Source organism: Jutongia sp. SJQ-6, from assembly GCF_054161275.1.
On the sequence record NZ_CP195314.1, the window covers coordinates 2,860,113 to 2,884,849 of the forward strand.

Annotated in this window: 19 protein-coding genes; 18 read left to right on the plus strand and 1 reads right to left on the minus strand. The window is 43.5% G+C overall.

Annotated elements, in window-relative coordinates:
• Positions 1-168 precede the first annotated feature (168 nt).
• From ACSAJE_RS12840 to ACSAJE_RS12895, 12 genes are all read left to right on the plus strand, one after another.
• Positions 169-1,422: a hypothetical protein gene (locus tag ACSAJE_RS12840; protein ID WP_118691067.1), complete on the plus strand. Its 1,254-nt coding sequence runs from the start codon at positions 169-171 to the stop codon at positions 1,420-1,422.
• Between the two features lie 87 nt (positions 1,423-1,509).
• Positions 1,510-3,108: an outer membrane protein assembly factor BamB family protein gene (locus ACSAJE_RS12845; RefSeq protein ID WP_458009298.1), complete on the plus strand. Its 1,599-nt coding sequence runs from the start codon at positions 1,510-1,512 to the stop codon at positions 3,106-3,108.
• A 183-nt stretch (positions 3,109-3,291) separates the two neighbouring features.
• Positions 3,292-4,050, plus strand: a complete 759-nt coding sequence (locus ACSAJE_RS12850) for a class I SAM-dependent DNA methyltransferase (protein WP_243104055.1) — start codon at positions 3,292-3,294, stop codon at positions 4,048-4,050.
• Between the two features lie 78 nt (positions 4,051-4,128).
• Positions 4,129-5,007: an Hsp33 family molecular chaperone HslO gene (gene hslO, locus ACSAJE_RS12855; RefSeq protein WP_458009299.1), complete on the plus strand. Its 879-nt coding sequence runs from the start codon at positions 4,129-4,131 to the stop codon at positions 5,005-5,007.
• Positions 5,008-5,023: 16 nt separating this feature from the next.
• On the plus strand, positions 5,024-7,372 hold the full coding sequence (locus ACSAJE_RS12860) for a cadherin-like beta sandwich domain-containing protein (RefSeq protein WP_458009300.1): 2,349 nt from the start codon (positions 5,024-5,026) through the stop codon (positions 7,370-7,372).
• A gap of 78 nt (positions 7,373-7,450) precedes the next feature.
• Entirely contained in the window at positions 7,451-8,581 is a 1,131-nt protein-coding gene (locus tag ACSAJE_RS12865; RefSeq protein WP_458009301.1) for a hypothetical protein, read from the plus strand.
• Between the two features lie 20 nt (positions 8,582-8,601).
• Positions 8,602-11,043 (plus strand): ATP-dependent Clp protease ATP-binding subunit, encoded by a 2,442-nt coding sequence (locus tag ACSAJE_RS12870; protein WP_458009302.1) that lies wholly within the window; start codon positions 8,602-8,604, stop codon positions 11,041-11,043.
• Positions 11,044-11,159: 116 nt separating this feature from the next.
• Entirely contained in the window at positions 11,160-11,573 is a 414-nt protein-coding gene (locus tag ACSAJE_RS12875; protein ID WP_022024844.1) for a hypothetical protein, read from the plus strand.
• Between the two features lie 79 nt (positions 11,574-11,652).
• Positions 11,653-13,026 carry a DNA repair protein RadA gene (gene radA / locus ACSAJE_RS12880; RefSeq protein WP_118506896.1) on the plus strand — a complete coding sequence of 458 codons (1,374 nt, stop codon included), beginning with the start codon at positions 11,653-11,655 and terminating at the stop codon, positions 13,024-13,026.
• Positions 13,026-13,382 (plus strand): hypothetical protein, encoded by a 357-nt coding sequence (locus ACSAJE_RS12885; protein ID WP_022024842.1) that lies wholly within the window; start codon positions 13,026-13,028, stop codon positions 13,380-13,382. Before radA ends, ACSAJE_RS12885 begins: the two co-directional genes overlap by 1 nt.
• 342 nt (positions 13,383-13,724) lie before the next feature.
• Positions 13,725-14,687, plus strand: coding sequence for a hypothetical protein (locus ACSAJE_RS12890; RefSeq protein WP_458009303.1), 963 nt, complete (start codon positions 13,725-13,727; stop codon positions 14,685-14,687).
• Between the two features lies 1 nt (position 14,688).
• The gene (locus tag ACSAJE_RS12895; protein ID WP_022024252.1) at positions 14,689-15,120 is read left to right on the plus strand and encodes a hypothetical protein; all 432 of its coding nucleotides are present in this window, start codon (positions 14,689-14,691) and stop codon (positions 15,118-15,120) included.
• Between the two features lie 126 nt (positions 15,121-15,246).
• Here the strand turns inward: ACSAJE_RS12895 and ACSAJE_RS12900 are convergent, their stop codons facing one another.
• On the minus strand, positions 15,247-16,398 hold the full coding sequence (locus tag ACSAJE_RS12900; RefSeq protein ID WP_458009304.1) for a THUMP domain-containing class I SAM-dependent RNA methyltransferase: 1,152 nt from the start codon (positions 16,396-16,398) through the stop codon (positions 15,247-15,249).
• Positions 16,399-16,589: 191 nt separating this feature from the next.
• Here ACSAJE_RS12900 and ACSAJE_RS12905 point away from each other — a divergent pair, with 191 nt between their 5' ends.
• The 6 genes from ACSAJE_RS12905 (at position 16,590) to ACSAJE_RS12930 (ending at position 24,732) form a co-directional block, all read left to right on the plus strand.
• Positions 16,590-18,338: an ABC transporter ATP-binding protein gene (locus ACSAJE_RS12905; RefSeq protein ID WP_243034713.1), complete on the plus strand. Its 1,749-nt coding sequence runs from the start codon at positions 16,590-16,592 to the stop codon at positions 18,336-18,338.
• Between the two features lie 3 nt (positions 18,339-18,341).
• On the plus strand, positions 18,342-20,072 hold the full coding sequence (locus ACSAJE_RS12910; RefSeq protein ID WP_458009305.1) for an ABC transporter ATP-binding protein: 1,731 nt from the start codon (positions 18,342-18,344) through the stop codon (positions 20,070-20,072).
• Between the two features lie 245 nt (positions 20,073-20,317).
• On the plus strand, positions 20,318-21,139 hold the full coding sequence (locus ACSAJE_RS12915) for a Cof-type HAD-IIB family hydrolase (protein WP_458009306.1): 822 nt from the start codon (positions 20,318-20,320) through the stop codon (positions 21,137-21,139).
• Positions 21,140-21,241: 102 nt separating this feature from the next.
• A complete protein-coding gene (gene queA / locus ACSAJE_RS12920; RefSeq protein WP_118691080.1) occupies positions 21,242-22,267 on the plus strand; it encodes a tRNA preQ1(34) S-adenosylmethionine ribosyltransferase-isomerase QueA in 1,026 nt (341 codons plus the stop codon).
• Positions 22,268-22,283: 16 nt separating this feature from the next.
• Complete coding sequence (locus ACSAJE_RS12925; RefSeq protein WP_458009307.1) at positions 22,284-23,201, plus strand: diacylglycerol/lipid kinase family protein; 918 nt, start codon at positions 22,284-22,286, stop codon at positions 23,199-23,201.
• Between the two features lie 592 nt (positions 23,202-23,793).
• On the plus strand, positions 23,794-24,732 hold the full coding sequence (locus tag ACSAJE_RS12930; RefSeq protein ID WP_458009308.1) for a tRNA dihydrouridine synthase: 939 nt from the start codon (positions 23,794-23,796) through the stop codon (positions 24,730-24,732).
• The last annotated feature ends 5 nt before the right edge of the window (positions 24,733-24,737 follow it).

The window sequence follows — 24,737 nt, forward strand, 5'->3', positions numbered from 1 at the left end:
TTTTTGCACAGGAGCAGTGTAATCCATAGGGAGATCTGTTCCTTTGAAAATGAGTTCGCAGGAATTTTCTTTGTTATCCTATCGCAAACAATCTGTCAAAATGAGACTGAGGTATGCCTTGGATCTGACAGAAATTTAGTACGCGATATGCGAGAAAGAAGGGGACAAATGAAACAGAAGAAATTAATCGCCCTTTTATTGTCGACAGCATTATTGCTTTCCGGCGTTAATGTACAGACAAGTAAGGCGGCAGACGAGCAGAAACAGCAGACAGTAGCAGTTACACTTCATATGGAGAGAGATGCAGATACTGTATTGGCTCCGGTAACTGTAACAATGACAGAAGACGATAAGAATAATGATTTTGGTATTGGTCTGGCAACAGGTCAGGCTGCAACGTATTCTCCACTTCGTGCTTTTGCAAAATATTTGGCAACGAAGAAAAAGGTTACCAATGATCAGATGAGCAAATATATCATTGCCAGCCCATCCAGCTACGGCGGACTGTGGGTAAGTGGTCTTTCTCTGAATGGTGATGGAATTGGTGCAGCAAGCACAGCAGGAACAGACAGTGAAGTATCTTGGATGTATTCCGTCAATAAGACAGCAGGTGCGGTATCTATGGATCAGTACAACTGCAAGGCTGGAGATAAGGTTGACATTTATGCAAGTTATTATCATATGACAGATCCGGTTACTTATGCAGGCATTCAGAGTGCATATACGGCATTTTCTTCCGATCAGTATACAACATCTTTTGATAAAGATTCTAAGGGATCGGTCACATTGACTTTGACCGAATATGGTGCAACATACGATGCAAATTATAATCCGATCCCATATACCAAGCCGGTAGCAGATGCTGAAGTGTATATTGCTAAAGCTCCACTTATCACGAAAACAACAAGCAGCAATACAGAAGTGACAGGTGCAACAAAACAGAATGCAGTGAAGACTCTTAAGACAGATGCGAATGGTAAAGTGACAGTTACATTTAACAATAAGGAATTCGGTGAGTATTATGTATCTGCGGCAAAATGGACAGAGGATGGTAAGCATAACCTGTTAGTACGTCCATTTACTACGATTGCCGTACATCAGATAAAAGGCGGCCCTGCCGTTGTTAAGGTGACGAAACCGGCTCAGGTGAAGTCTTTGAAAGCAAAGGTTGTTAAGAGCAAAAAGGCTAAGAAGAGCGTAAAATTAACTTGGAAAAAGGCATCCCGTGCAAAGGGCTATCAGGTATACGTTTCCAAGAAAAATAAGAAGCACTTCAAGAAGAGCGCTACCGTTAAGAAGACTAAGAAGACCTTGAAGTTAAAGAAAGGTACCTATTATGTAAAGGTACGTGCTTACAACAAGGTTGGTAAACAGGTTAAGACCGGTAAATTTAGTAAGATTGTTAAAGTAAAAGTAAAATAAAAATAACAATTGTAGGAGGAGTGTCTGTGCTGTTTTGCAATACCGCACAGGTATTTTCCTTGGTACAAGAAAGTAAATGAGGTTATCATGAGACGAACGATTTGTAAGATAATGGGCGCCGTAATGATAATGTCTCTTATATGGAGCGCACCGTCCGTGACTGCATCGGATCGTTCTGAGTCACAGAACATCACGTCGGTGCGTACTCCGATCAATGACAAAAAGGGCGGGACCGTTTGGACCCGTTCTTTTTCTGTTGATGGGACATTAACATATAATTCTACGCCGGTCATTACGGACGATGCTATTTATTTGGTGAGTGGAAACACATTATATGAACTTGATCTTGACGGAAATATAAAACGTCAGATGACACTTGCGGCAACAATGAACTCGGTGTGCTATATGTGCAGACAGGAAAATACTTTGTGGATCCCACTGTCTGGTGGAACGATGCAGTGTGTAGATATAAACACAATGCAGTCCTTGTGGGTCAGCGAAGCCTTTGGCGGACAGTCGCTTTCGTATGTTACTGTATATAACGGATATGTGTATGCCGGCACAGCGGAAGTATCCATAAACAGCACACAGGGAACCTTTTATTGTCTGGATGCACGTACCGGCAAATTGCAGTGGAAATACCGCAATGAGGAACAGCCGGGCGGCTATTACTGGGGTGGATCGGTTGTTATGGATGACAAGCTGTACTTTGCCGGGGACAATGGGATCCTGGTGGAACACGATCTTGTGGAAGACACTGTTTATCGGGAAATATCCATTACACAAAAAGGAAGGATACGAAGTGATCTTCAATATGTGGCAGCAGAGCATGCAATCTATGCGACATCCAATGCTGGGGAGATCTGCCGTTTCGATGGCAGTGAAGTGACAACATATACTATGTTTCCGCGGGCAAAAGCAGTCAATTGCACCAGTACGATGTCGATCGTCGATGACACGGCATATGTGGGCGCAATGGCTGATGGCATGGGATATTTGTGCGTATGGGATATGCAGACACATAGCATGCGCTATACTGTGAAGACCGGAAAAGCCTGTGAAGTAAAGGCAACGCCTCTTGTCAGTACAGCATATGAGGATGGAAATTATGTATATTATACCTGTAATAATCCGCCGGGTGGTGTGTACTTTATCAAAGACACCAAACAGGGGACGCCTGCGGTGCAGAAGACGCTGTATGAACCGGCAACAGCCAGACAGTATTGCATGTCGAGCATTGTGGCAGGGTCAAATGGTGTATTGTATTACAGCAATGATACCGGGACGCTTTTTGCGGTATCGGAGGTAGAACACAGCTCAGATATTGTACCATCGGCAAGTCCGGCCGTGACCAAAAGTCCGGCTGGCATGTCGAAACCATCAACTTCGGTAAAACCGATGGCATCAAAAACAAAACGGCCGAAAACACCGACAAAAGTGCGTCTCATCAAGAAAAAAAATGGCTGTAAAATAAGCTGGAAAAAGGGAAAACTTGCCACAAGAACTATCGTGTATGTAAAGGTAGGCAAGGGAAAATGGAAAAAATGTGCGAGCACGACTGGAAAATCATATCGTTATCGGAGCAAAAACAAGAAAAAAGTACAGTTTCGCTTGCGCAGTGCAAGGAAAAACGGTAAGAGATGGATTTACTCCGGATATACCAAAAAGTATCAATATCGCAGATGATACCACAGGTACCAAAGCAGGCACGAAAACTGACGACATTGCAGGCACGAAAACTGACGACATTGCAGGCACGAAAGCAGTTGACACCGCAGGTGCGAATAGCTTGCCTGTAGATGGACTTTGTGGTACTCTATAAAAGAATGGCTGAATCTGTCAATTTTGATAAAAACGGGGGGGTGTTCCATGGAACAGGATGTGACAATGTATCAGGGATTTGCGGATACGTATGACCGATTAATGGATGAAATTCCATATGATGCGTGGCATGCCTATATTTTGGAACTGCTTCGGGAAAATCAGATAGAGGATGGTATCGTAGTCGATCTGGCATGTGGCACCGGAGCCATGACAAGCCGGCTGGCGGCAGATGGTTATGACGTGATCGGCATTGATCTTTCCGCAGAAATGTTAGAAGCGGCCAGAGATAAATGTCCGGACAGTGTACTGCTGTTGCAGCAGGATATGTGCGAGTTAGACTTGTATGGCACAGCAAGAGCATTTGTGTGTGTCTGTGACGGTATGAATTATTTGACGGAGTTAGAAATGCTGCGTCAGACGTTTGAGAAAGTGTTTCTGTTTTTGGATCAGGATGGCGTGTTTCTCTTTGACATGAAGACGGCATATTTTTATGAGCATTGTCTGGGAGATCAGACGATCACGGATAATCGTGAGGATGTATCGCTGATCTGGGAAAATGCCTATGACAAAGAAACCGGGCTCAATGAATATTTGCTGACGATCTTTGCAATGGTGGATGAGGAGCGGCAATTATTTGAGCGTACGGAGGAGTATCATGTACAGCGGGCATATCCGTTACAAGACATAATGGAACTATTGCAGCAATGCGGCTTTCAGGCAGACGTATACGAGGCGTGTACGAAGGAGACACCGTCAGCAGAGACAGAGAGAGTATATTTTGTCGCGCATAAAAGGCCGGCATAAGGCAGGGCAGAACAGTGCCTTTTGCACAGTATAAAAGCATAGAATGTATGCGGACCTAGAAAGGAATGTAGAATTATTATGAATCAGGAAGATTATATTGTTAGAGCAATGGGAGCAGACAGACAGCTCCGCTTATTCGCAGTGACGAGCCGTAATCTGGTAGAACGTGCCAGAGAGATTCACAATACCAGTCCGGTGGCAACGGCTGCATTGGGTCGTCTGCTTACGGCGGGCAGTATGATGGGCAGTATGATGAAAGGCGATAAAGATGTATTGACACTGCAGATACAGTGCGGTGGTCCGATCGGGGGACTAACCGTGACGGCAGATGCACAGGCTAATGTCAAAGGCTATGTCAAGGAGCCAAACGTAATACTGCCGCCTAACGCCAAAGGAAAGTTGGATGTCGCCGGTGCAGTGGGACCGGGATTTTTGAATGTGATCCGTGATATTGGCATGAAAGAGCCATATAATGGACAAACACATTTGGTTTCCGGGGAAATTGCCGAAGATTTGACATATTATTATGCTACATCTGAACAGATACCATCTTCGGTAGGTTTGGGTGTACTTATGGACAAAGACAATCATGTCAAGCAGGCGGGAGGATTCATCATTCAAGTGATGCCTTTTGCAGAGGATACGGTGATCGATCGTTTAGAGGCAACTCTGAAAGAAATGCATTCCGTTACGCAGCTGCAAGAGCAGGGAATGAGTCCGGAAGATATGTTAGAGTATCTGATGGGAGATCTTGGCGTAGAGATCACAGACCGTGTGCCGACACAGTACCACTGTAATTGTTCCAAAGACCGTGTTTCCAAGGCGATTGCCAGCATTGGACGTAAGGATCTGGAGGAAATGATCACAGATGGAGAGCCAATAGAGGTAAATTGCAGTTTTTGCGGCTCTCATTACAAGTTTGATACCGAAGATTTGCAGAAATTATTACAACAGTGATGAGGAGTGTTTCAGCATGTCGAAGAAAAAATTGGGTGTATGCATAGCGGTCACGCTTTTGTGTACCATAGTATTCGCATTTATCATGACAGATAACAAAATATCGAGTGCAACAGCGATAGGCGAAGTGCGCGTAAATGGTTATCTGAACGTGCGCAAGGGGCCAAGCAAAAAGTACGGTTTTGTGAAGTCCGGTGGTGCGAAAGTGACGCTTGCAGATGGCAAACGTGTGACGATCATTGCCAAGAATGGTAAATGGTATCATGTTAAATTTAAGCTTGCCAGAAAAACGTTTAAGGGATATTTGCATTCCAGTTATGTAAAGGTACAGACGGGTAAGGTGCGCACTTCGATATGTGGTAAGGTTTTAGTATCTGGTCAGCAGCTGCACACGAAAGCGAATGAGAACTCCAGCATGACAAAAGTGGACGGCAATGTTGTCAAGATGGTAAAAGGGACATCCGTAAAGATCTTATCGGAAAAAATATATAATAACCAGAAATGGTATTATATCTCCTTTAAGCAGGGAAATGCCAAGTGTAAGGGTTATGTACAGTCGATCCATGTAAAAGTAGATTATAAAAAAGGAATGCCTGCCAAGATCACAACGAATGTCGTGCTCAATCTGATGGCGAAAGCAGGACGTGTTGCCCCTAAGAAAGTAAAAGGAAAAAAGATCCGTCTAACCAATAATATGCAGGTGACTGCTATCGGGGAGAAAGCAATTGGAGGATTTCGTTATTATAAGATTTCTGTGCGCAGTGGTTCTAGGACGGTGAAAGGTTATGTGCCGGAGAAGCATTTACTTTTCCAGATCGTGAAGACGGAAGTTCCGGGTGTTGTACCGAAAGTAACTGCCAAACCGACACCAAAACCGACGAAGAAGCCAAAGGCAACACGGAAACCTACAGAAACAACACAGACAGAGCATTTGTCCGTGTCAGATGCTCAGTTCAAGAAACAACTACAGAAGCAGGGCTTTCCAAGTACATATATTACACCGCTTATTGAATTGCACAAGCAATATCCTAAATGGGAATTCGAGGCCTTCAAGACCGGACTTGACTGGAATGCAGCCGTGGCAGCAGAATCCAAAGTAGGTTTAAACCTGTTAAGCAATAGCAAATCATACGACTGGAAATCGACAGCAGACGGAGCATATAACTGGAAGACCGATAAATTTGTCGTATTTGACGGATCAACGTGGGTAACGGCATCCGTTAAAGCTGTGAGATATTATATGGATCCGCGCAATTTCTTAGATGAGCGTGGTATCTTCCAGTTTGAATCGTTGAAGTACAGAAGTGATGTACAGACGCAAACCGGAGTAGAAAATGTTTTGCGGAATACGCCGATGTATAATACAAACTTTACGTACACAAACAACGCTGGAAAGAACGTTTCCATTAAATATTCCAAAGCATTTATGGAAGCAGCAGCGGCATCTAAGGTGAGTCCATATCATTTGGCATCCCGTGTGAAGCAGGAGGTTGTCATCAGCTCTACGATGATGTCCAGTTCTGTATCCGGTAATGTGGCTGGTTATAAAGGCATTTATAACTTCTACAACATTGGAGCCAACAGCGGTGCCAATGCTGTCAAGAACGGTTTGAAATGGGCCAGTACAGGTACGGATTACTCCAGACCGTGGAATAATCGATATCGTTCTATTTACGGCGGAGCCTGCTACATCGGAAAGCAGTATATCAATGTCGGTCAGAATACGTTGTATCTGCAGAAGTTTAATGTAACAGCGACGAAGAGGTACGATCATCAATATATGGCAAACATTGAGGCGCCTAATAATGAAGCGACAAAGACAGCGAATGCATATGGAAGCGATAAAGACAATACGCCAATTGTATTTTCAATACCGGTATACAATAACATGCCGGTGAGTGCCTGTGACATACCATCCGGTGGTAAGAATCCAAATAATTACCTTAAGAATCTGTATGTTCAGGGTCATGCTTTTTCGGCACCGTTTGCACTCGGAGATACCGGATCTAAGACGTATAAGACAACGGTAGCCAACAGAGTAAAATCCGTCAAAGTAGTGGCAAGTGCAGTGAGCACAGCAGCGACGGTAACGGGAACAGGCAGCAAGAGCCTATCGGTGGGCAAGAATACGATCATCGTTAAGGTTAAGTCAGCCAGTGGCTCGACACGTTCTTACAAAATTATTGTGACGAGAAAATCAGCGGCAAAGGGCGCAGTTAATACAGAAGCAGTTTCAAAGAAACAGACGAAATCCGGCAAAACGAAGAAGACGTCCAAGAAACCGCATGCAACCAAAAGACCGCAGGTAACCAAAGAGCCGCAAGCCTATGATGAAGATCTGTCGGATGCAGATTCGGGAGAATAGAATAATGTGTATCCTGCTACATCAGCAGCAGGATACCTATGAAAAGTTTGCAGACTGAGAAAGGAATGCAGTATTCATATGAAAAACCCCATACAGTACAAGCAAATAGTGGATCATGGGATAAGAGCAGCAGGGTATATCATCCTGTTGCTCCTTATTTGCGTTTGTGGCTGGGAAAGTCATGCGTCTGCGGATTGTGCAGATATAAAGATCACAACGAAACAGCAGGTTGTATCGAAGGGAGATACCGTGTATGTTATGGTCACTGTCACATCAACAACGGCAATGTCGGGATTTGAAGGATTTTTTATATACGATAATACGGTATTGCAATTTCAGACCGGGGGAAGTGTTGTGTATGGCAACGATGATGCGTTTCAGATATCCGATATTGACCGGTCATCCACTGCTACAAAACTTAAATATTCCATTAAATTTAAGGCGAGAAAGGCTGGGGATACGGAAATTGCATTGACGGGACCGTATCACGTTTTTGGAGAAAGTACGTCCACGAAGCTGTCGGCATCTTATAATTCGCTGGTGTTGGTCGTTAAGGATCGCGAGAAGGCGACTGCGAAGGAACCATCTGTCGCAAAGAAACCAGTGCAGTCTGCACGACCGAAGAAACCACGTGGTTCAAAAACACCGTCACGTTCTGCGAAATCGAAAGAAAATAATAAAACAAACGCTGCCAAAGGAAATAAAAAAACATCGACGATAAACGACAGGGCATTGCTCAAGTCGTTGGAGATCGAAGGCGTCACTTTATCTCCGGCATTTGCGGAACAGACTTCCGATTATACGGCAGTGATCCAAGAGGAGAAAGAATGGCTGAATGTCATATATGAGACGGAACAAAAGGGTCTTCAGGTGGAGATTACCGGAAATAAGAACTTGCAAAAAGGCAAGAATATGATTAAACTGATTGTTAAAAATGCAGATGGTGCACAGAGCGTTTATCAAGTGGAAGTGACGGTGCAGCCGGAACAGGAGACGATGGCTCCGGAGAGTGGGCAGAATGTGCCACCGGGGGATCAACTCGCCGGCAGCGCAACAGCAAAACCACAGGTGGATGCATCTGAGGAGGAAATGCGCATTGAAAAACAGCGCATGCAATATATTGTAGGAATTATGGCAGCGTTTTGTGGGCTATTGATCTTGGGGATCATTTCGCTGATCAGGCGGTATCGATCTCAAAATTTGAAATAAGAGCAGGAGGTTTAGAGAGTATGCGGAAACGTTATACGGCTAGTGCTGAGAAAGTATTAGAAAATGCGGGGAAAGAAGCAGTTTCCAGAGGAATGAGCTATGTAGGAACTGAACATTTACTATTAGCACTGATCAAAACAAAAGGTGTTGCGGCTGAGGTGCTGCGGGAAAATGCAGTTAATGCGGAAAGCCTAGAAGAAATGATACAGGAAATGGATAAGTCTGCGGCAGGTGTACTGACCAAGGAAAAGGGCGATTTTACACCACGTGTGCGCAAAGTGATCGAGCAGAGCGTGCAGGAGGCAGAGCACTTAGGAACGGAACTTGCAGGAACCGAGCATTTGCTGATCGCACTGTTAAAAGAAACGGAGTGTATTGCAGTCCGTTTGCTGGGAACGGTTGGGATCAACCTGCAGAAATTGTATATGGATTCGTTGATCGCAGCAGGACAGGATATGAATACTGCGAAAAATGAGTTTCTTATGCATAAAATGAATAAAAGTAAATCAACAACGCCGGTATTGGATCAGTATAGCAGAGATCTGACAGAATATGCCCGCAATGGAAAGCTGGATCCGGTCATTGGAAGGGACCGCGAAATTGATCGTTTGGTACAGATATTAAGCCGCCGAACGAAGAATAATCCATGTCTGATCGGCGATCCGGGTGTTGGTAAGACCGCCATCGTGGAAGGTTTGGCGTTAAAGATCGCAGAGGGCGAGATCCCGGAGATCATTCAGGGAAAACGTGTTTTAACGCTTGATCTGTCCGGCATGGTTGCAGGTTCGAAGTATCGTGGAGAGTTCGAAGAGAGAATTAAACGTGCACTCAAAGAGGTTACCGGTTCCGGTAATATATTATTATTTATTGATGAGATCCATACGATCATTGGTGCCGGTGGTGCAGAGGGTGCCATTGATGCCGCCAATATATTGAAGCCATCCTTGGCGCGTGGTGAGATCCAATTGATCGGAGCTACTACCAGAGAAGAATACCGCAAATATATCGAAAAGGATGCGGCGTTAGAGCGCAGGTTCCAGCCGGTAGAAGTCAATGAGCCGGATGAAGCAGGGGCTTTGGATATTTTGAAAGGACTCAGACCTTGTTATGAAGAGCATCATCAGGTACAGATCACGGACGGAGCACTGGTGGCAGCCGTTAAAATGACGGAGCGTTATGTCAATGACCGCTTTTTGCCGGATAAGGCGATCGATGTGATCGATGAAGCATCTGCCAGAGCCGGATTAAGTGTATATTTGCCAACACCGGAGTTAAGCAAGTTAGAGGCATCAAAACGTGAATTGGAACAACAGAAAGAAGATGCGATCATTGCAGAGGACTTTGCACTTGCCGGAGAGATCAAAAGACAGCAGAAAGAGTTGCAGCTAACGATCGATCAGATGCACGCGCAGGCAGATGCCAAACGCCAGAAAAATAAACTGGTCGTTACGGAAAATGAAGTGGCAGAAGTGATCGCTGACTGGACAAAGATTCCGGTACAGAAATTGCAGGAAGCAGAGACAGAGCGATTGAAACATTTGGAAGAAATACTGCATGAGAGAGTCGTTGGCCAGGAGGAAGCAGTAAAAGCGGTTGCCAAGGCAGTGCGCCGTGGACGCGTAGGAATGAAAGATCCGAATCGTCCGATCGGTTCTTTCCTGTTTTTGGGGCCAACCGGTGTCGGTAAGACAGAGCTTTCTAAGGCACTTGCAGAAGCAGTATTTGGACAGGACAATGAGATCATTCGCGTTGACATGTCAGAATATATGGAGAAACACAGTGTTTCTAAGATGATCGGTTCACCTCCGGGATATGTCGGATATGAGGATGGCGGACAGCTCAGTGAAAAAGTACGCAAGCGTCCATACTCGGTCGTATTGTTTGATGAGATCGAAAAGGCACATGGCGATGTGTTTAACATTTTGCTGCAGATATTGGAAGATGGTCATGTGACGGATGCACAGGGACGCAAAGTCAGCTTCAAAAATACGATCATCATTATGACATCTAATGCAGGAGCAGGACGTATTGTCTCACCAAAACATTTAGGCTTTGGTACAGGCGAGGACGAGAATGCCGATTATCAGAAGATGAAAGAAAGTGTTATGGAAGAGGTCAAGAGGATCTTCAAACCGGAATTTATCAACCGAATTGATGAGATTTTGGTATTCCATACTTTGACCAAAGAAAACATTGAGCAGATCGTTCGTATTTTGCTGCGTGGCTTAAACAAACGTTTACAGGAACAGATGAGCATGGAACTGATCGTTTCCGATGCGGCTGTCGCACATTTGGCGGAGAGCGGCTTCGACAAAACGTACGGTGCAAGACCGGTAAGACGCAGTATCCAGACAGAAGTTGAGGATGAGCTGGCCGATCGAATGTTGGACGGAGAATTCGCTGCGGGTGACAAAATTTATGTGGATTGTTCACAAAAAAAACTCACCTTTTCCAAAGAGTAGCGGTGGAAAAATGAGGGCAAATGTGATATAATTGTCTACAACAGATATTCAGATAAATCGCACTTCCAAATGTGCGATAGATAACAGATTGATTACACACTTAGGAGGATTATATTATGGCGGGGATTACAGATTTGATCTGCAAGACGGCAGATGGTAAGTTGAGCTTTGGTAATTTTGATTTGGACAGCAAGCAGAAGCGTTCAGATTTTCCTTTTGAGGGGGATCTGTACAAGGTAAAGACTTTCAAAGAGATTACCAAATTAGAGCGTAACGGTATGTTTGTTTATGAATCTGTACCTGGAACAGTTGTAACAGATATGTCTGCGACAGAGCAGGAAGTTACTTTCAAGGTAGAGGGATGGGAAGATTCATCGATCACATTGGAACTTGAGCCGGAGATGGAATATGCAGTTACGATCTCTGGAACAGACATTGGCAAGATGAAGACCAATCTCGGTGGCAAGTTAGTACTCAGCATTGAGATGGATCCGGATCAGAGTTATGATGTGAAAGTGGTTAAAATGTAGTCTTTATTCTAAGGGCGCATAGTACAGATATGTTTTTCTGCGGCAGGAGACAGCATGCAGAAAGCATGGGTGGTTTAATATGGCAAAAGGAAAACAAAAAACAACGTTTTTCTGTAAAGAATGTGGATTTGAATCTCCAAAATGGCTAGGACAATGTCCGGGATGCAAGGAATGGGATTCCTTTGTGGAAGAGCCGGTCGTAAAAACGGCTGCCGGTCGTTCCGTCACGGTGACGGAACACCGGGAACCGTCGAAATTGTCCGAGATCGTTACCAACGATGAGGTACGTACCTTAACCGGGATCGGAGAGCTGGACCGTGTATTGGGCGGTGGCATAGTGACCGGTTCGCTTGTGTTGGTAGGCGGTGATCCGGGGATAGGCAAATCCACTTTGCTTTTACAGATGTGTAAACAGCTTGCAGAGGCAGGCAAAGATGTATTGTATGTATCCGGTGAGGAATCGGTCAAACAGATCAAGATGCGTGCAGATCGTCTTGGAACTTTTCAAAAAGAACTATTTTTGCTGAGTGAGACCGATCTGGATATTGTGACGGAAGTGATCGGTCGGAAAAAGCCGGAGATCGTGATCATTGACTCGATTCAGACTATGTATCGTGAAGAGATCGGATCTGCACCGGGAAGTGTCAGTCAGGTTCGAGAGACGACGAGTACGCTGATGCGGCTTGCTAAAAGTCTTCCGGTTTCTATCTTCATTGTAGGACACGTAACCAAAGAGGGAGTTGTAGCAGGACCTCGTGTATTAGAGCATATGGTCGATACTGTTTTGTATTTTGAAGGAGATGGAGGTGCTTCTTACCGTTTCCTGCGTGGTGTCAAAAACCGTTTCGGTTCTACGGATGAGATCGGCGTTTTTGAAATGCGTGGCAACGGATTGGTAGAAGTGCCAAATCCGTCCGAGTATATGTTAGCGGGTAAGCCAAAACAGGCGCCGGGTTCGATCGTGGTATGCTCTATCGAGGGTACCAGACCAATCTTGATCGAGGTGCAGGCACTTGTATGTCAGACGAACTTTAATATGCCGAGACGAACTTCTACCGGTACGGATTATAATCGTGTGAATCTGCTGATGGCAGTCATTGAGAAACGGATGGGTGTTCGCATGGGCGATTGTGATGCCTATATCAATGTGGCAGGCGGCATGCGGATCCATGAGCCGGCATTGGATCTTGGTATCATATTGGCGCTGCTTACAAGTTATCGGAATCAATCGTTGGACGATGAGACGATCTGCTTTGGTGAAGTGGGACTGGCGGGCGAAGTGCGTGCGGTCAACATGGCAGAGCAGCGTGTATTAGAGGCGGCGAAGCTGGGATTTAAGCGTTGCATTCTGCCTAAAGTAAATTGCAGGCAATTAGCACTTACGAAAGAGCAGACGAGAGGATTGGAACTGGTTGGGATTGAGAGCATTCATGAATTGTTGGAGGTGTTCTGATGCTTGAAGAAACGGCAGTATCATCTGCAAAGATTATGGAGCGCATGGAAGCGACACTTGGCAATCTGGAGCAGATGTCTTATGATACGATCAACACAACAGATCAACTTGTTACATTGTTGGGTAAGGCGCGAGATTACAATATGCAGATGCGTGACGGAACAGAAGCAGAGAGAGCGGAAGCCAGCAAACAGATGGGCGTTATGCTGGACAGGCTTTTGAATATTTCATTCTTGTTGAACAATCTTTCTCATCAATTAGAAAATGAAACAGCGTACCAGCGTGAAACTTCTTACGCAATATGTCAGATTATTGATTTTTTATATGGAATGACAGATATAGAGCCTACTGTATGAGTACAGCAGGCTCTTATGCAGTCGACAAACTAACCTGTTCTGACGTCAGAGAACTAAAATAATTGTCACAGAACGCAGAGTGATTAGTTGTTGTATTAGAATTATTGATGTAAAGAAATATGCTAATATTTTATTTGCCTCTAAGATTGATAGTGACGCAACAGCCGAATTTATGCTTAAAGACAAAAATCACGTAGAGGTGAAAGAGGGTGAATATGTCACTATAGATATTAAGACTGATTTAGAAAAATGTTTATCTGAAAAGGCTGAATATTCTGGGGTGCATCATTTTTACACAATAATACAATTATTCATGTACATATTAAAGGGGAATTGTACATTTTGAACGAAGGAGTTTTTGGATATTTGTATGGAGAATATGACGGAAGCTCCTTAGCGGTTACCATTAACGATGCGTTTGTAAATACTGAACCATATGTGATGATATCATTTGGAGAGTTGGAATCAGGGCAGGATTATTATAAAGTCTATGGCAAAAGAATGAAAGAAAACGATATAATGTCTGACCTCATCACTGAAAATAATGAAGTAGAAAATTCCAGTGAAAAAATTGTGTCGATGGAAGAGTCAGAAGATTTTGCGGAAGGAGAAGTTGCTATAAAAAAGAAAGTGAAAAATAATAAAGATTATGAAACATTAGCGAGGGCGGTACAGTATTCTGTATATTCATATGGTGGCAAACATTATTATTTGGGGGCAATTTCATTATATTGTCCTAAAAAAACACATGGAAATGAACTTTATGCTGCAAGAGCGAAAATAAATACACATGAAGGCAATGCACAATATTATTTTCGTAAGACAATTAAAATGCCAGGTGCTATTACATATTTTCATCATGATGCAGATTTAAACATTTATACGGGATCAAAAAGGGTAGATTTTATAAAGGCAAGTCCAAATACTACGAGTTGGTTTACACCATCGCTTTCAATTTCTATTCCATTTGGTAATTTTTTATCATTAAGTATTGCTAATGTTACTGTTCCGGCGGGGATTAAACAAAAATTTAGTAAAATTAAAGGCTCCACATATGATAATAAATCACAGTGGAATTTTAATTCACAATATAGTGCAGACATTGCAAATAATAATGCCTTGACAACTAAGAAAGGGTATGCAGGCTATGTACAATTTGTTTATAGTTCAAAAAAGACAGGAAATTATCATATTTACACTAAAGGAACTATACATTATAAGATGAAAACGCGATTATCTATTTATCAATATAATAGCGCATTTAATGTTAGTGTATCTACAAATTGTGAGGTGGCAAATTCATAATATGAAAAAAAGGATTAAATATTTAATTATTATTTTTTGTCTATTTGCATTTTGTAATATCACATATCATTCTTTAAAATCCGCTTCGCTTAAGAAAGATTGTAGCACGCATATCGATCTGGCTATACAAGTGGATGAAAAATACCGTAATGAGCCGAGTGATGCAAATAGAAACAAATATATAATGGAATTAAAAAAATTGGTTGTTGCCTATTCAAAGCTGAGAGATTTCGAAAAAGGTAACAAAAAGTATAATATAAAGCTGCTAGTTGATTATTTATCATCATCTTATGATATTCTAGAGGTCGACAAAGACCGGGTATATCAATTGAGTGATTTAAGACATGGTTTACGGTTTCTTAAATCAGATCTCTATGATGAATCGGGAAGTGCAAGTGATAGTTTCCTAACTTTTATCAAAGCTAACTCTTAATACCACTGTACAAGTTAAGCAACGTGACGTAGCGAAAGTGTCCCGTCCAAAAATTGATGATACCTTTTTAGATCGGGACATCTCAGACAATTCTTCAGGCATGTATTCATCAAAGACTTAACAAAATTAGAAATCACGTTTTTTGGGTGGTCGTGGTCCCATATATTGATAAAAGTAAGTTTTCATCATTCCGTTATAGATTTTGCGGTTTTTGGTTGCTTTCTTGCCAATATAACGTTCCGCCTGCTCGAAAGCAGTGATCAGATACATCGACCAACTGTCGAGGCGGTTATAGGCTTCTCCGATCTCGCGGTACAAAGCGGGCATTTCCGATTCGGAATCCAAACGCTGTCCGTAAGGTGGATTGGTGATGATGAAGCCGTATTTTTTGCGGTGGCTTAATTCCTGCACCGGACGCTGTTGGAAATGGATCAGGTGATCTACTTCCGCTAAACGGGCATTTTCCATCGCAGCGGCAATAGCATCGTGGCTGATATCGTAGCCTTGGATATCCATGGATACGTCGCGCAAGATCTGGCTTTCGGCCTCGTCAATGGCATCATACCAATGATTTTTTTGAATGAGATGTGTCCAGTGCTCTGCGGTAAAGCTGCGGTTCATGCCTGGTGCGATGCGTGCGCCGATCATGGCAGCTTCGATTGGAAAAGTTCCACTGCCGCAAAATGGGTCAACCAGAATACGGTCTTTTTTCCAAGGAGTCAATAGGATCAGTGCTGCAGCCAAAGTCTCTGTGATCGGTGCCTTGACAGTGGCGCGTCGATAGCCACGCTTATGCAGAGAATCTCCCGATGTGTCCAGACATACGGTTACTTCATCTTTCATCAAAGTGACGCGGACCGGATAATCATTGCCCTCTTCTGAAAACCAAGAAGTATGATATTTTGATTTCATGCGCTCTACCATTGCTTTTTTCATAATAGACTGAATGTCCGATGAACTAAACAGTTTACTCTTGATCGAAGTCGCTTTGGTCACCCAGAAACGACCATCTTCCGGGATATAATGTTCCCACGGAAGTGCCTTTGTCTGTTCAAACAGCTCATCAAATGTTGTGGCATGAAAGCTTCCAACTTTAAGCAAAATTCGCTCTGTTGTACGTAAAAATATATTAGCGCGGCAGATGGCTTGTGCATCACCAAGAAAAGTGACTTTTCCATCTTCGACTTTCTGAATTTCGTATCCGAGATTCAAAATTTCCCGTTTTAACACAGCCTCCAGTCCAAAATGACATGGGGCGATCAATTCAAATTGTTCCATATGATATGTTAATCCTTTCTACAATTTAGCCTTGACTTTTTATTTGCAGGCTGCATTGGCAATAGTTGTATCCAGTATACTGAATAATGGGGAGAATAGCAAATAAAATCCGCATGTTGATACTTGACTAATAGAGGGCAAAACGCATATACTTTTAAGATATGGGTAAATGCAGGCATGGAGGATTTGTAATGCAACAAGAACAAAAAAGAATGAATATATTGAGTTATCTGAAAGGGTACAAAAAAGAATGTTTTTTGAGCCCATTATTTAAGCTGTTAGAGGCTTGTTTTGATCTGACAGTGCCGCTTGTGATGGCAGCGATCATTAATAAAGGAATTGCCAGGCATGACAGCGAATATATATTGCGCTATGGCGGGGTGTTGATCCTGCTTGCGCTGGTCGGTCTGACCTGCTCGATCACGGCACAATATTTTGCAGCAAAGGCGGCGGTTGGATTTGCGGCAAAGCTGCGGCATGGATTGTTTGCAAAGATTGAGAGTATTTCTTTCCGCGAAATGGATGAGATTGGTACTTCGACCATGATCACCCGTATGACCAGTGATATTAACCAGATCCAGTCTGGAACGAATATGGTACTGCGTCTGCTTTTGCGCTCGCCATTTATCGTGTTCGGTGCGATGGTTATGTCGTTTACGGTAGATGTAAAGGCGGCAGTGGTATTTGCAATCGTCATTCCGTTACTTGCGATCGTCGTTTTTGGTATCATGTTGATCACGATGCCGTTATACCGTAAAGTTCAGGAAAAACTGGATCATGTATTGGGAAGGGTTCGTCAGAATCTTACCGGTGTGCGCGTGATCCGAGCTTTTCATAAAGAGCAGGATGAGATCACTCGTTTTTCCGATGAAAATAATGCATTGACGAGAATGCAGTTAATGGTAGGACGTATTTCGGCGCTAACGAATCCGGTAACATATGTGATGATCAACGTAGCACTTGTTCTACTGTTGTGGAAAGGTGCAGTTCGTATTGACAGTGGACACATTTTACAGGGCGATATGGTTGCTCTGGTTAATTATATGTCACAGATTTTGGTAGAGCTGATTAAGATGGCCAATTGTATCGTTTTGGCGACCAAAGCAGTTGCCTGTGGAAAGCGTTTGCAGTCGGTATTTGATATGGATTCTTCGTTGAAGATAGAGGGAGAAGCAGAACCGTTACAGCAGGATGGTGCGGCTGCCGTGACGTTTGACCATGTGACGATGAGTTATCAGGGTGGAGGAGATGCAGCTTTAGAAAATTTGAACTTTGAGGCGAAGCCCGGACAGACGATCGGCATCATTGGTGGAACCGGTTCCGGTAAATCTACTCTGGTAAACTTGATCCCTCGTTTTTATGATGTATCAGAGGGCGCAGTCCTTATTGATGGACAAGATGTTCGTTCGCTGCCTCTTGATGATCTGCGTCAGTCGGTAGGTATCGTTATGCAGAAAGCGGTGTTATTTCAGGGAACGATCTACGATAATATTTTGTGGGGTAACGAGGATGCGACCGAAGAAGAGGTAATACAGGCGTTAAAGGATGCACAGGCATGGGAGTTTGTCAGTGCGAAAGAGCAGGGAATCTATACGAAAGTCGAGCAGGGCGGCCGAAATCTTTCCGGTGGTCAGAAACAGCGCCTCAGCATTGCCAGAGCGCTGGTACGCAGACCACGTATTTTGATCTTGGATGACAGCACATCGGCATTGGATTATGCAACGGATGCAAAACTGCGCAAAGCGATCCGTGAACTAACTTATCATCCGACAACGTTTATTGTTTCTCAGCGTACTTCTTCCATTTGTTATGCGGATGAAATTATTGTGTTGGATGATGGAGAAGTGGTTGGCATTGGAAACCATGAACAATTGATGGAACAGTGTCCGGTATATCAAGAGATACATCAGTCCCAGTTTCAGGACAGAAAGGAGGCGTAACGGATGGATAAAGATACGATTCGAACAATACTTTGTTATATTCGTAAACACACCTTTTTGGTGGTATTATCGTTGGTACTCGCTGCAGTGACAGTCGTTAGTACGCTGTATCTGCCAATCCTTACAGGACATGCGATCGATTGCATGATCGCAAAAGGAAAAGTGGATTTTGCTGCGCTTCGTCCCATTCTGGAGAAGATGATCGTTACGCTTGCTATTACGGGATTTTCGCAGTGGCTTATGAATGTGTGCAACAATCGCATTACGTATCTGGTTATGCGTGAGATCCGTGAGGATGCCTTTCATCACATTCATGATCTGCCATTGAAATATTTAGATGGACATCCATCCGGTGATATTGTCAGCCGTGTGATCGCAGATGTCGATCAGTTTGCGGATGGTCTGCTGCTTGGCTTTACGCAGGCATTTACCGGAGTGCTTACGATACTTGGCACATTGTTATTTATGCTGCGCGAAAATATATGGATCACGTTAGTCGTTGTACTGGTAACGCCACTTTCCTTTTTCGTGGCAGGATTTATTGCCAAAAAGACACACCGTATGTTCTTAAAACAGTCTGAAACAAGGGGTGAACAGACGGCGTTTATTGATGAAATGATCGGCAATCAGCGCGTGGTTCAGGCGTATAGTTATGAGCAAAAAGCGATGGAGCGGTTTGATGATATTAATGATCGGTTGGAGAAGTGGTCACTGCAGGCGACCTTTTTCTCCTCGACCGTGAATCCTTCTACTCGTTTTGTCAACAATCTGGTGTATGCCGGTGTTGGCGTTGTCGGCGCATTTGCAGTGCTTCGCGGTGCGATCAGTGTCGGTCAGTTATCTTGTTTCTTAAGTTATGCAAATCAGTATACAAAGCCTTTTAATGAGATATCGGGTGTGATCACCGAGCTTCAAAATGCTATTGCATGTGCTGCGAGAGTGTTTGCGCTGATCGAGGAACAGGAGCAGGAACCGGATACGGAAACACCGAAGAAATTAGAGCATGTGTCCGGCCAGATCGATATCGAGCATGTTGCGTTTTCTTATGTACCATCGCAGCCGTTGATCCGTGACTTAAATCTTTCGGTGAAGCCGGGACAGCGTGTCGCGATCGTGGGACCGACCGGTTGTGGTAAGACGACATTGATCAATCTGTTGATGCGATTTTATGAGGTGAATGAAGGACGGATCCTTGTGGATGGCGTGGATACGCGCCAAATGACCAGAGGGGATCTGCGAACCGGTTTCGGTATGGTGCTGCAGGATACTTGGATCAAGGATGGAACGATTTTTGATAATATTTGTATGGGTAAGTCGAACGCAACGAGAGAAGAAGTGATCAAGGCGGCGAAGTCGACACATGCGCATAGCTTTATTCGTCGTTTGCCGAACGGTTATGATACCGTGGTCAAAGAGGATGGTGATAACTTAAGTCAGGGTCAGAAACAGCTTTTATGTATTACGCGTGTTATGCTGTCAAAGCCATCCATGCTAATATTGGATGAGGCTACTTCTTCTATTGATACACGTACAGAAATACGTATTCAGAGGGCGTTTGCCAAATTGATGGAAGGACGCACCAGCTTTATTGTGGCTCATCGTTTGTCTACGATCCAAAATGCCGATATTATTTTGGTCATGAAAGATGGTAATATTATTGAGCAGGGTAACCATGAAAGCCTGATGGCAGCCGGAGGGTTTTATAAAGAATTGTATAATAGCCAGTATGCATAACACATAAGAAATACAAGTTTCCTTGTATTTCTTATGTGTATTGCATATTTGAGCGGAGCTCAAATTTGATAACTAGCGAAAGGTAAGAAATACAAGCTTTCATGTATTTCTTATGTGTATTGCATATTTGAGCAGAGCTCAAATTTGATAACTATTTTTATTTTATAGAAAAATACTTTTACAGTAGCGTTATGCAATGCAAAGCGCAGGCTTTGTTTTTTACATTTATAGGAATGAGGTTTTTTATGTCACGTAAGATTTTAGCATTAGATTTAGATGGAACATTAACGGATTCGAACAAAGAGATCACGCCACGCACAAAGGAAATGATCGCTAAAATGCAGGAGCAGGGTCATATCGTTGTGCTGGCAAGTGGAAGACCGACTCCGGGTGTTCAAAGGGTAGCGGATAAGTTGCATCTTTCGGAGATGGGAGGATATATGCTTTCCTATAATGGGGCAAGAGTACAGGATTGCAAAACGGGAGAAATTCTGTTTCAGCAGACGATGCCACTGGATATGATCCCGATCTTATTCGATGAGGCGAAAGAGCATCAGATTGGAATGATGACGTATCAGAATGGAAAGATCATTTCCGGGGAGATCGTTGACGAATACATGGGACTGGAGTCCCGGATCAATGGATTGGAAATATGTCCTTTCGCGGATCCGGCAGCGCAGGTCACAACGCCGGTCAATAAGTGTCTGGGGACGGCAGATCCGGAACATGCAGCACGGTTAGAAGTCCTTTTCCGAGAAAAGTATGGAGACCGTATTGACGTAGGACGCTCCGAGCCGTTTTTCTTAGAGCTTTTACCGAAACATGTGGATAAGGCGGCGTCTCTTGGCAAATTGTGTGAAGCACTGGGTCAGACTAAAGAGGACCTGATCGCTTGTGGGGATGGGTTTAATGACCGTTCTATGATCGCATTTGCAGGGATTGGGGTAGCAATGGCAAATGCGCAGGATGTTGTTAAAGAAGTGGCTGATTATGTAACATTGTCCAATGATGAAGATGGTGTTGCACATGTCATAGAAAAGTTTATTCTTGCAAAGGCAAATTGCTGATGAAACAATTAACTTTATCCAAGCCAAATGTATTTGCAGGGTGTTTAGAATTGCAATGATTTTTGAAATGACAATTGAGTAAAAAAGGAGTGTAGAATTAGTATGAAAACATCAGATTTTGCGTATGATCTTCCGGAAGAATTGATCGCACAGGATCCACTTTCTGACAGAGCGTCTTCCCGTTTGATGATTTTGGATAAACAGACCGGGGAGATTACGCATCGCATATTTCACGATATCACAGAATACTTAAAACCGGGGGATTGTCTCGTGTTGAATGACACGAAGGTGATTCCGGCGAGATTGATCGGAGAACGTGAAGAAACAGGCGGCAAGGTTGAGGTACTGCTGCTTAAACGTGGTGAGGATAATGTTTGGGAGACCTTAGTGAAACCGGGCAAAAAGGCCAGACCTGGTACCAGGCTTGTCTTTGGTGGAGGCCTGTTACGGGCAGAAGTTGTTGATATAGTGGAAGAGGGAAATCGTTTGATCCGCTTCGAGTACGAGGGGATTTTTGAAGAGATCCTTGATCAGTTGGGACAGATGCCACTGCCACCTTATATTACACATAAGCTGGAGGATAAAAATCGTTATCAGACTGTTTATGCGAAATATGAGGGATCTGCGGCAGCGCCGACGGCAGGTTTGCATTTTACCACAGAATTATTGCAGCAGATCGAACAGATGGGTGTATCGATCGCGCGCGTGACACTGCATGTCGGACTGGGAACATTCCGCCCGGTCAAGGTTGATGATGTGGAACAGCATCATATGCATACGGAATTTTATCGTGTTACGAAGGAAGCAGCGGATCAGATCAATCAGACAAAACAGGCGGGCGGCCGCATTATTTGCGTTGGGACGACCAGTTGCCGTACGATAGAATCTGCAACCGATGACAACGGCGTCATACATCCGGGAGAGGGTGATACGAGCATCTTTATTTATCCGGGTTATCGGTTTAAGATGTTAGACTGTCTGATCACTAACTTTCATTTACCGGAGTCAACGCTGCTTATGTTGGTTTCTGCGTTGGCGGGTAAGGAACATATTATGGCAGCTTATGAAGAGGCGGTAAAAGAACGTTATCGATTCTTTTCCTTTGGAGACGCGATGTTTATTTCATAGAAATGGAGGATTAGTTATGAAGAAGATGTTATTTGTGTATAATCCGATGGCGGGTAAAGAACAGATCAGTACGCATCTATCAAATATTGTGCAGGTGTTTTGCAAGGCATCTTTTGAAGTGACGATCTTTGCGACAGCAGGCCCGAAAGATGCGACTCGTATTGTAGAAGAGCGTGGTACGGAATATGATTATATTGTGTGTTCCGGTGGCGATGGTACGATGAACGAAGTCGCAACCGGGCTGATGTCTTTAGAGCAAAAACCGGTCTGTGGGTACATTCCGGCAGGAACTGTAAATGATTTTGCATCGAGCTTAAGCATTCCGAAGGTGATGGAAGAGGCAGCGTCTTTGGTGGTTAACGGAGAAGTGTTCCATTGTGATCTCGGACAGTTTAATGAGAAATATTTCACGTACGTTGCAGCTTTTGGTGCATTTACAGAAGTTTCTTATCAGACACCGCAGGAGCTTAAAAATGCGTTGGGAAAAACTGCATATTTTGTGGAGGCATTGAAACATATTGCAGAGATCAAGGTGCATCATATGAAGATCATCTATGATCAAGGCGTGATCGAAGATGATTTTTTGCTTGGACTGATCAGCAATTCTGAATCCGTAGCAGGATTTAAGGCATATCAAAACCGCGACATTAAAATGGATGATGGCTTATTAGAGGCACTGTTTATCCGTAAGATCAAAAATCCGGTGGAATTGCAGCTTGTCATCAACTCCTTGCTGACCAAAAATCTGGACTCCGAACAGTTACTCACGATCAGCTCCAGTCATTTTCATATTGTGAGCGATGATAATATTCAGTGGACGTTAGATGGTGAGGACGGTGGATATTTTGATGAAGTAGATCTGCGATGCCATAAACGCGTACTGCCCATCATATGCGAACCCGCTGCAGTAGCAGGCATATCAACACAATTTTAATGTCATACGAAATTTCGCACTCCTGCGTACCTCTTTTCAATCACATATTCATTATTATGTGCTGTATTGTAGAAGTTGTTTTGCAACCAATATGCTAAGTTGTTCTGCAAAGGAAGAAATAAGACAATTGCTGTAGTTGCAAGTTTTTGCTATGATTTCTTGTTTTGTAAAGTCTCTGATAAATACATGCCTGAAGGAGTGTTTGAGAAGTCCCGTTTTAGCAAGGTATTATCAATTTTTGGACGGGACGCTTTCGCTACGATGCACTACGTCACGTTACTTAATGTCTCTGAAATACGAGACATAAGTAACGACGAGTGCAAAGTCCCTTTCAAAAATGATAATTACCTTGCTTACGGGACATCGAGTTCTCCGTAAGGCATGTAAATCGCATATCAGAGACTACAAAACTTAGAAATCATTGTGAAAACAAATTGCACGAGAGCAATTGCTATATTTCTTCCGTTGCAGAATTCAGTATATAACGGTTGCAAAACCAATAACTGTTTATTCACATAATAATGAATATGTGATTTTAAGGTTGTTTGAGGGAGTGCGAATGGGATGATATAGAGTTTAGTGGAGGAGATTTATGAAATACTATTTTGCTCCGTTGGAGGGGATTACCGGTTATTTGTATCGGAATATTCATCATAAACATTTTCCGGGGATAGACAGATATTATTCACCGTTTGTTGTGACGAGAGATGGCGGGATTATGAAACGCAAAGAGCTGCGCGATATTTTACCGGAAAATAACAGAGAGGTTACGTTGATCCCGCAGATCCTTACCAATCATGCAGAGAATTTTTTGTGCGCTGCAGAGACAATGTATGAACTTGGTTATCAGGAAGTAAATTTGAATCTCGGATGTCCTTCCGGCACTGTGACAGGCAAGGGAAGGGGATCCGGTTTTTTGAAATGGGAAAATCGCAGTAAGCTGCAGCATTTCTTGGAAGAGATTTATCAATACGCCAAGCCAAAGATTTCGATAAAAACAAGAATTGGCTGGGAAGATCCGGAAGAGTTTACGGATCTGCTGCAGTTATATAATAGCTTCCCAATCTGTGAACTGACGATTCACCCGCGAACCAGAACGGAGATGTACCGGGAGGGCGTACACCGGGAAATATTTAGGCAGGCATATAAGACAAGTGTGAATCCGGTGTGTTATAATGGAGATATAAAAACAGAAGATGATGTCCGTGAATTTGGACAGGAATTTCCGCAACTTTCGTCTGTTATGATCGGACGGGGATTGCTTTCTAACCCTGGTCTTGTCAGTGGAATTGTGGGGAAGGATACCGGCAAGCAGGAGTTAGAAGCATTTTATTATGAGTTGTTTGATGCGTACCAACAGGAACTGTCCGGGGACGTGCATTTGTTACATAAGATGAAAGAGCTGTGGATTTTTATGGCACCGCAGTTTACGGAGCATGAAAAGTATCTCAAGCAGATCAAAAAGAGCCGTAAATTATCGGAGTATGAAACCGTTGTTCGAAAGTTATTTTATGAACAGGAGTTGGCTTAACGAAG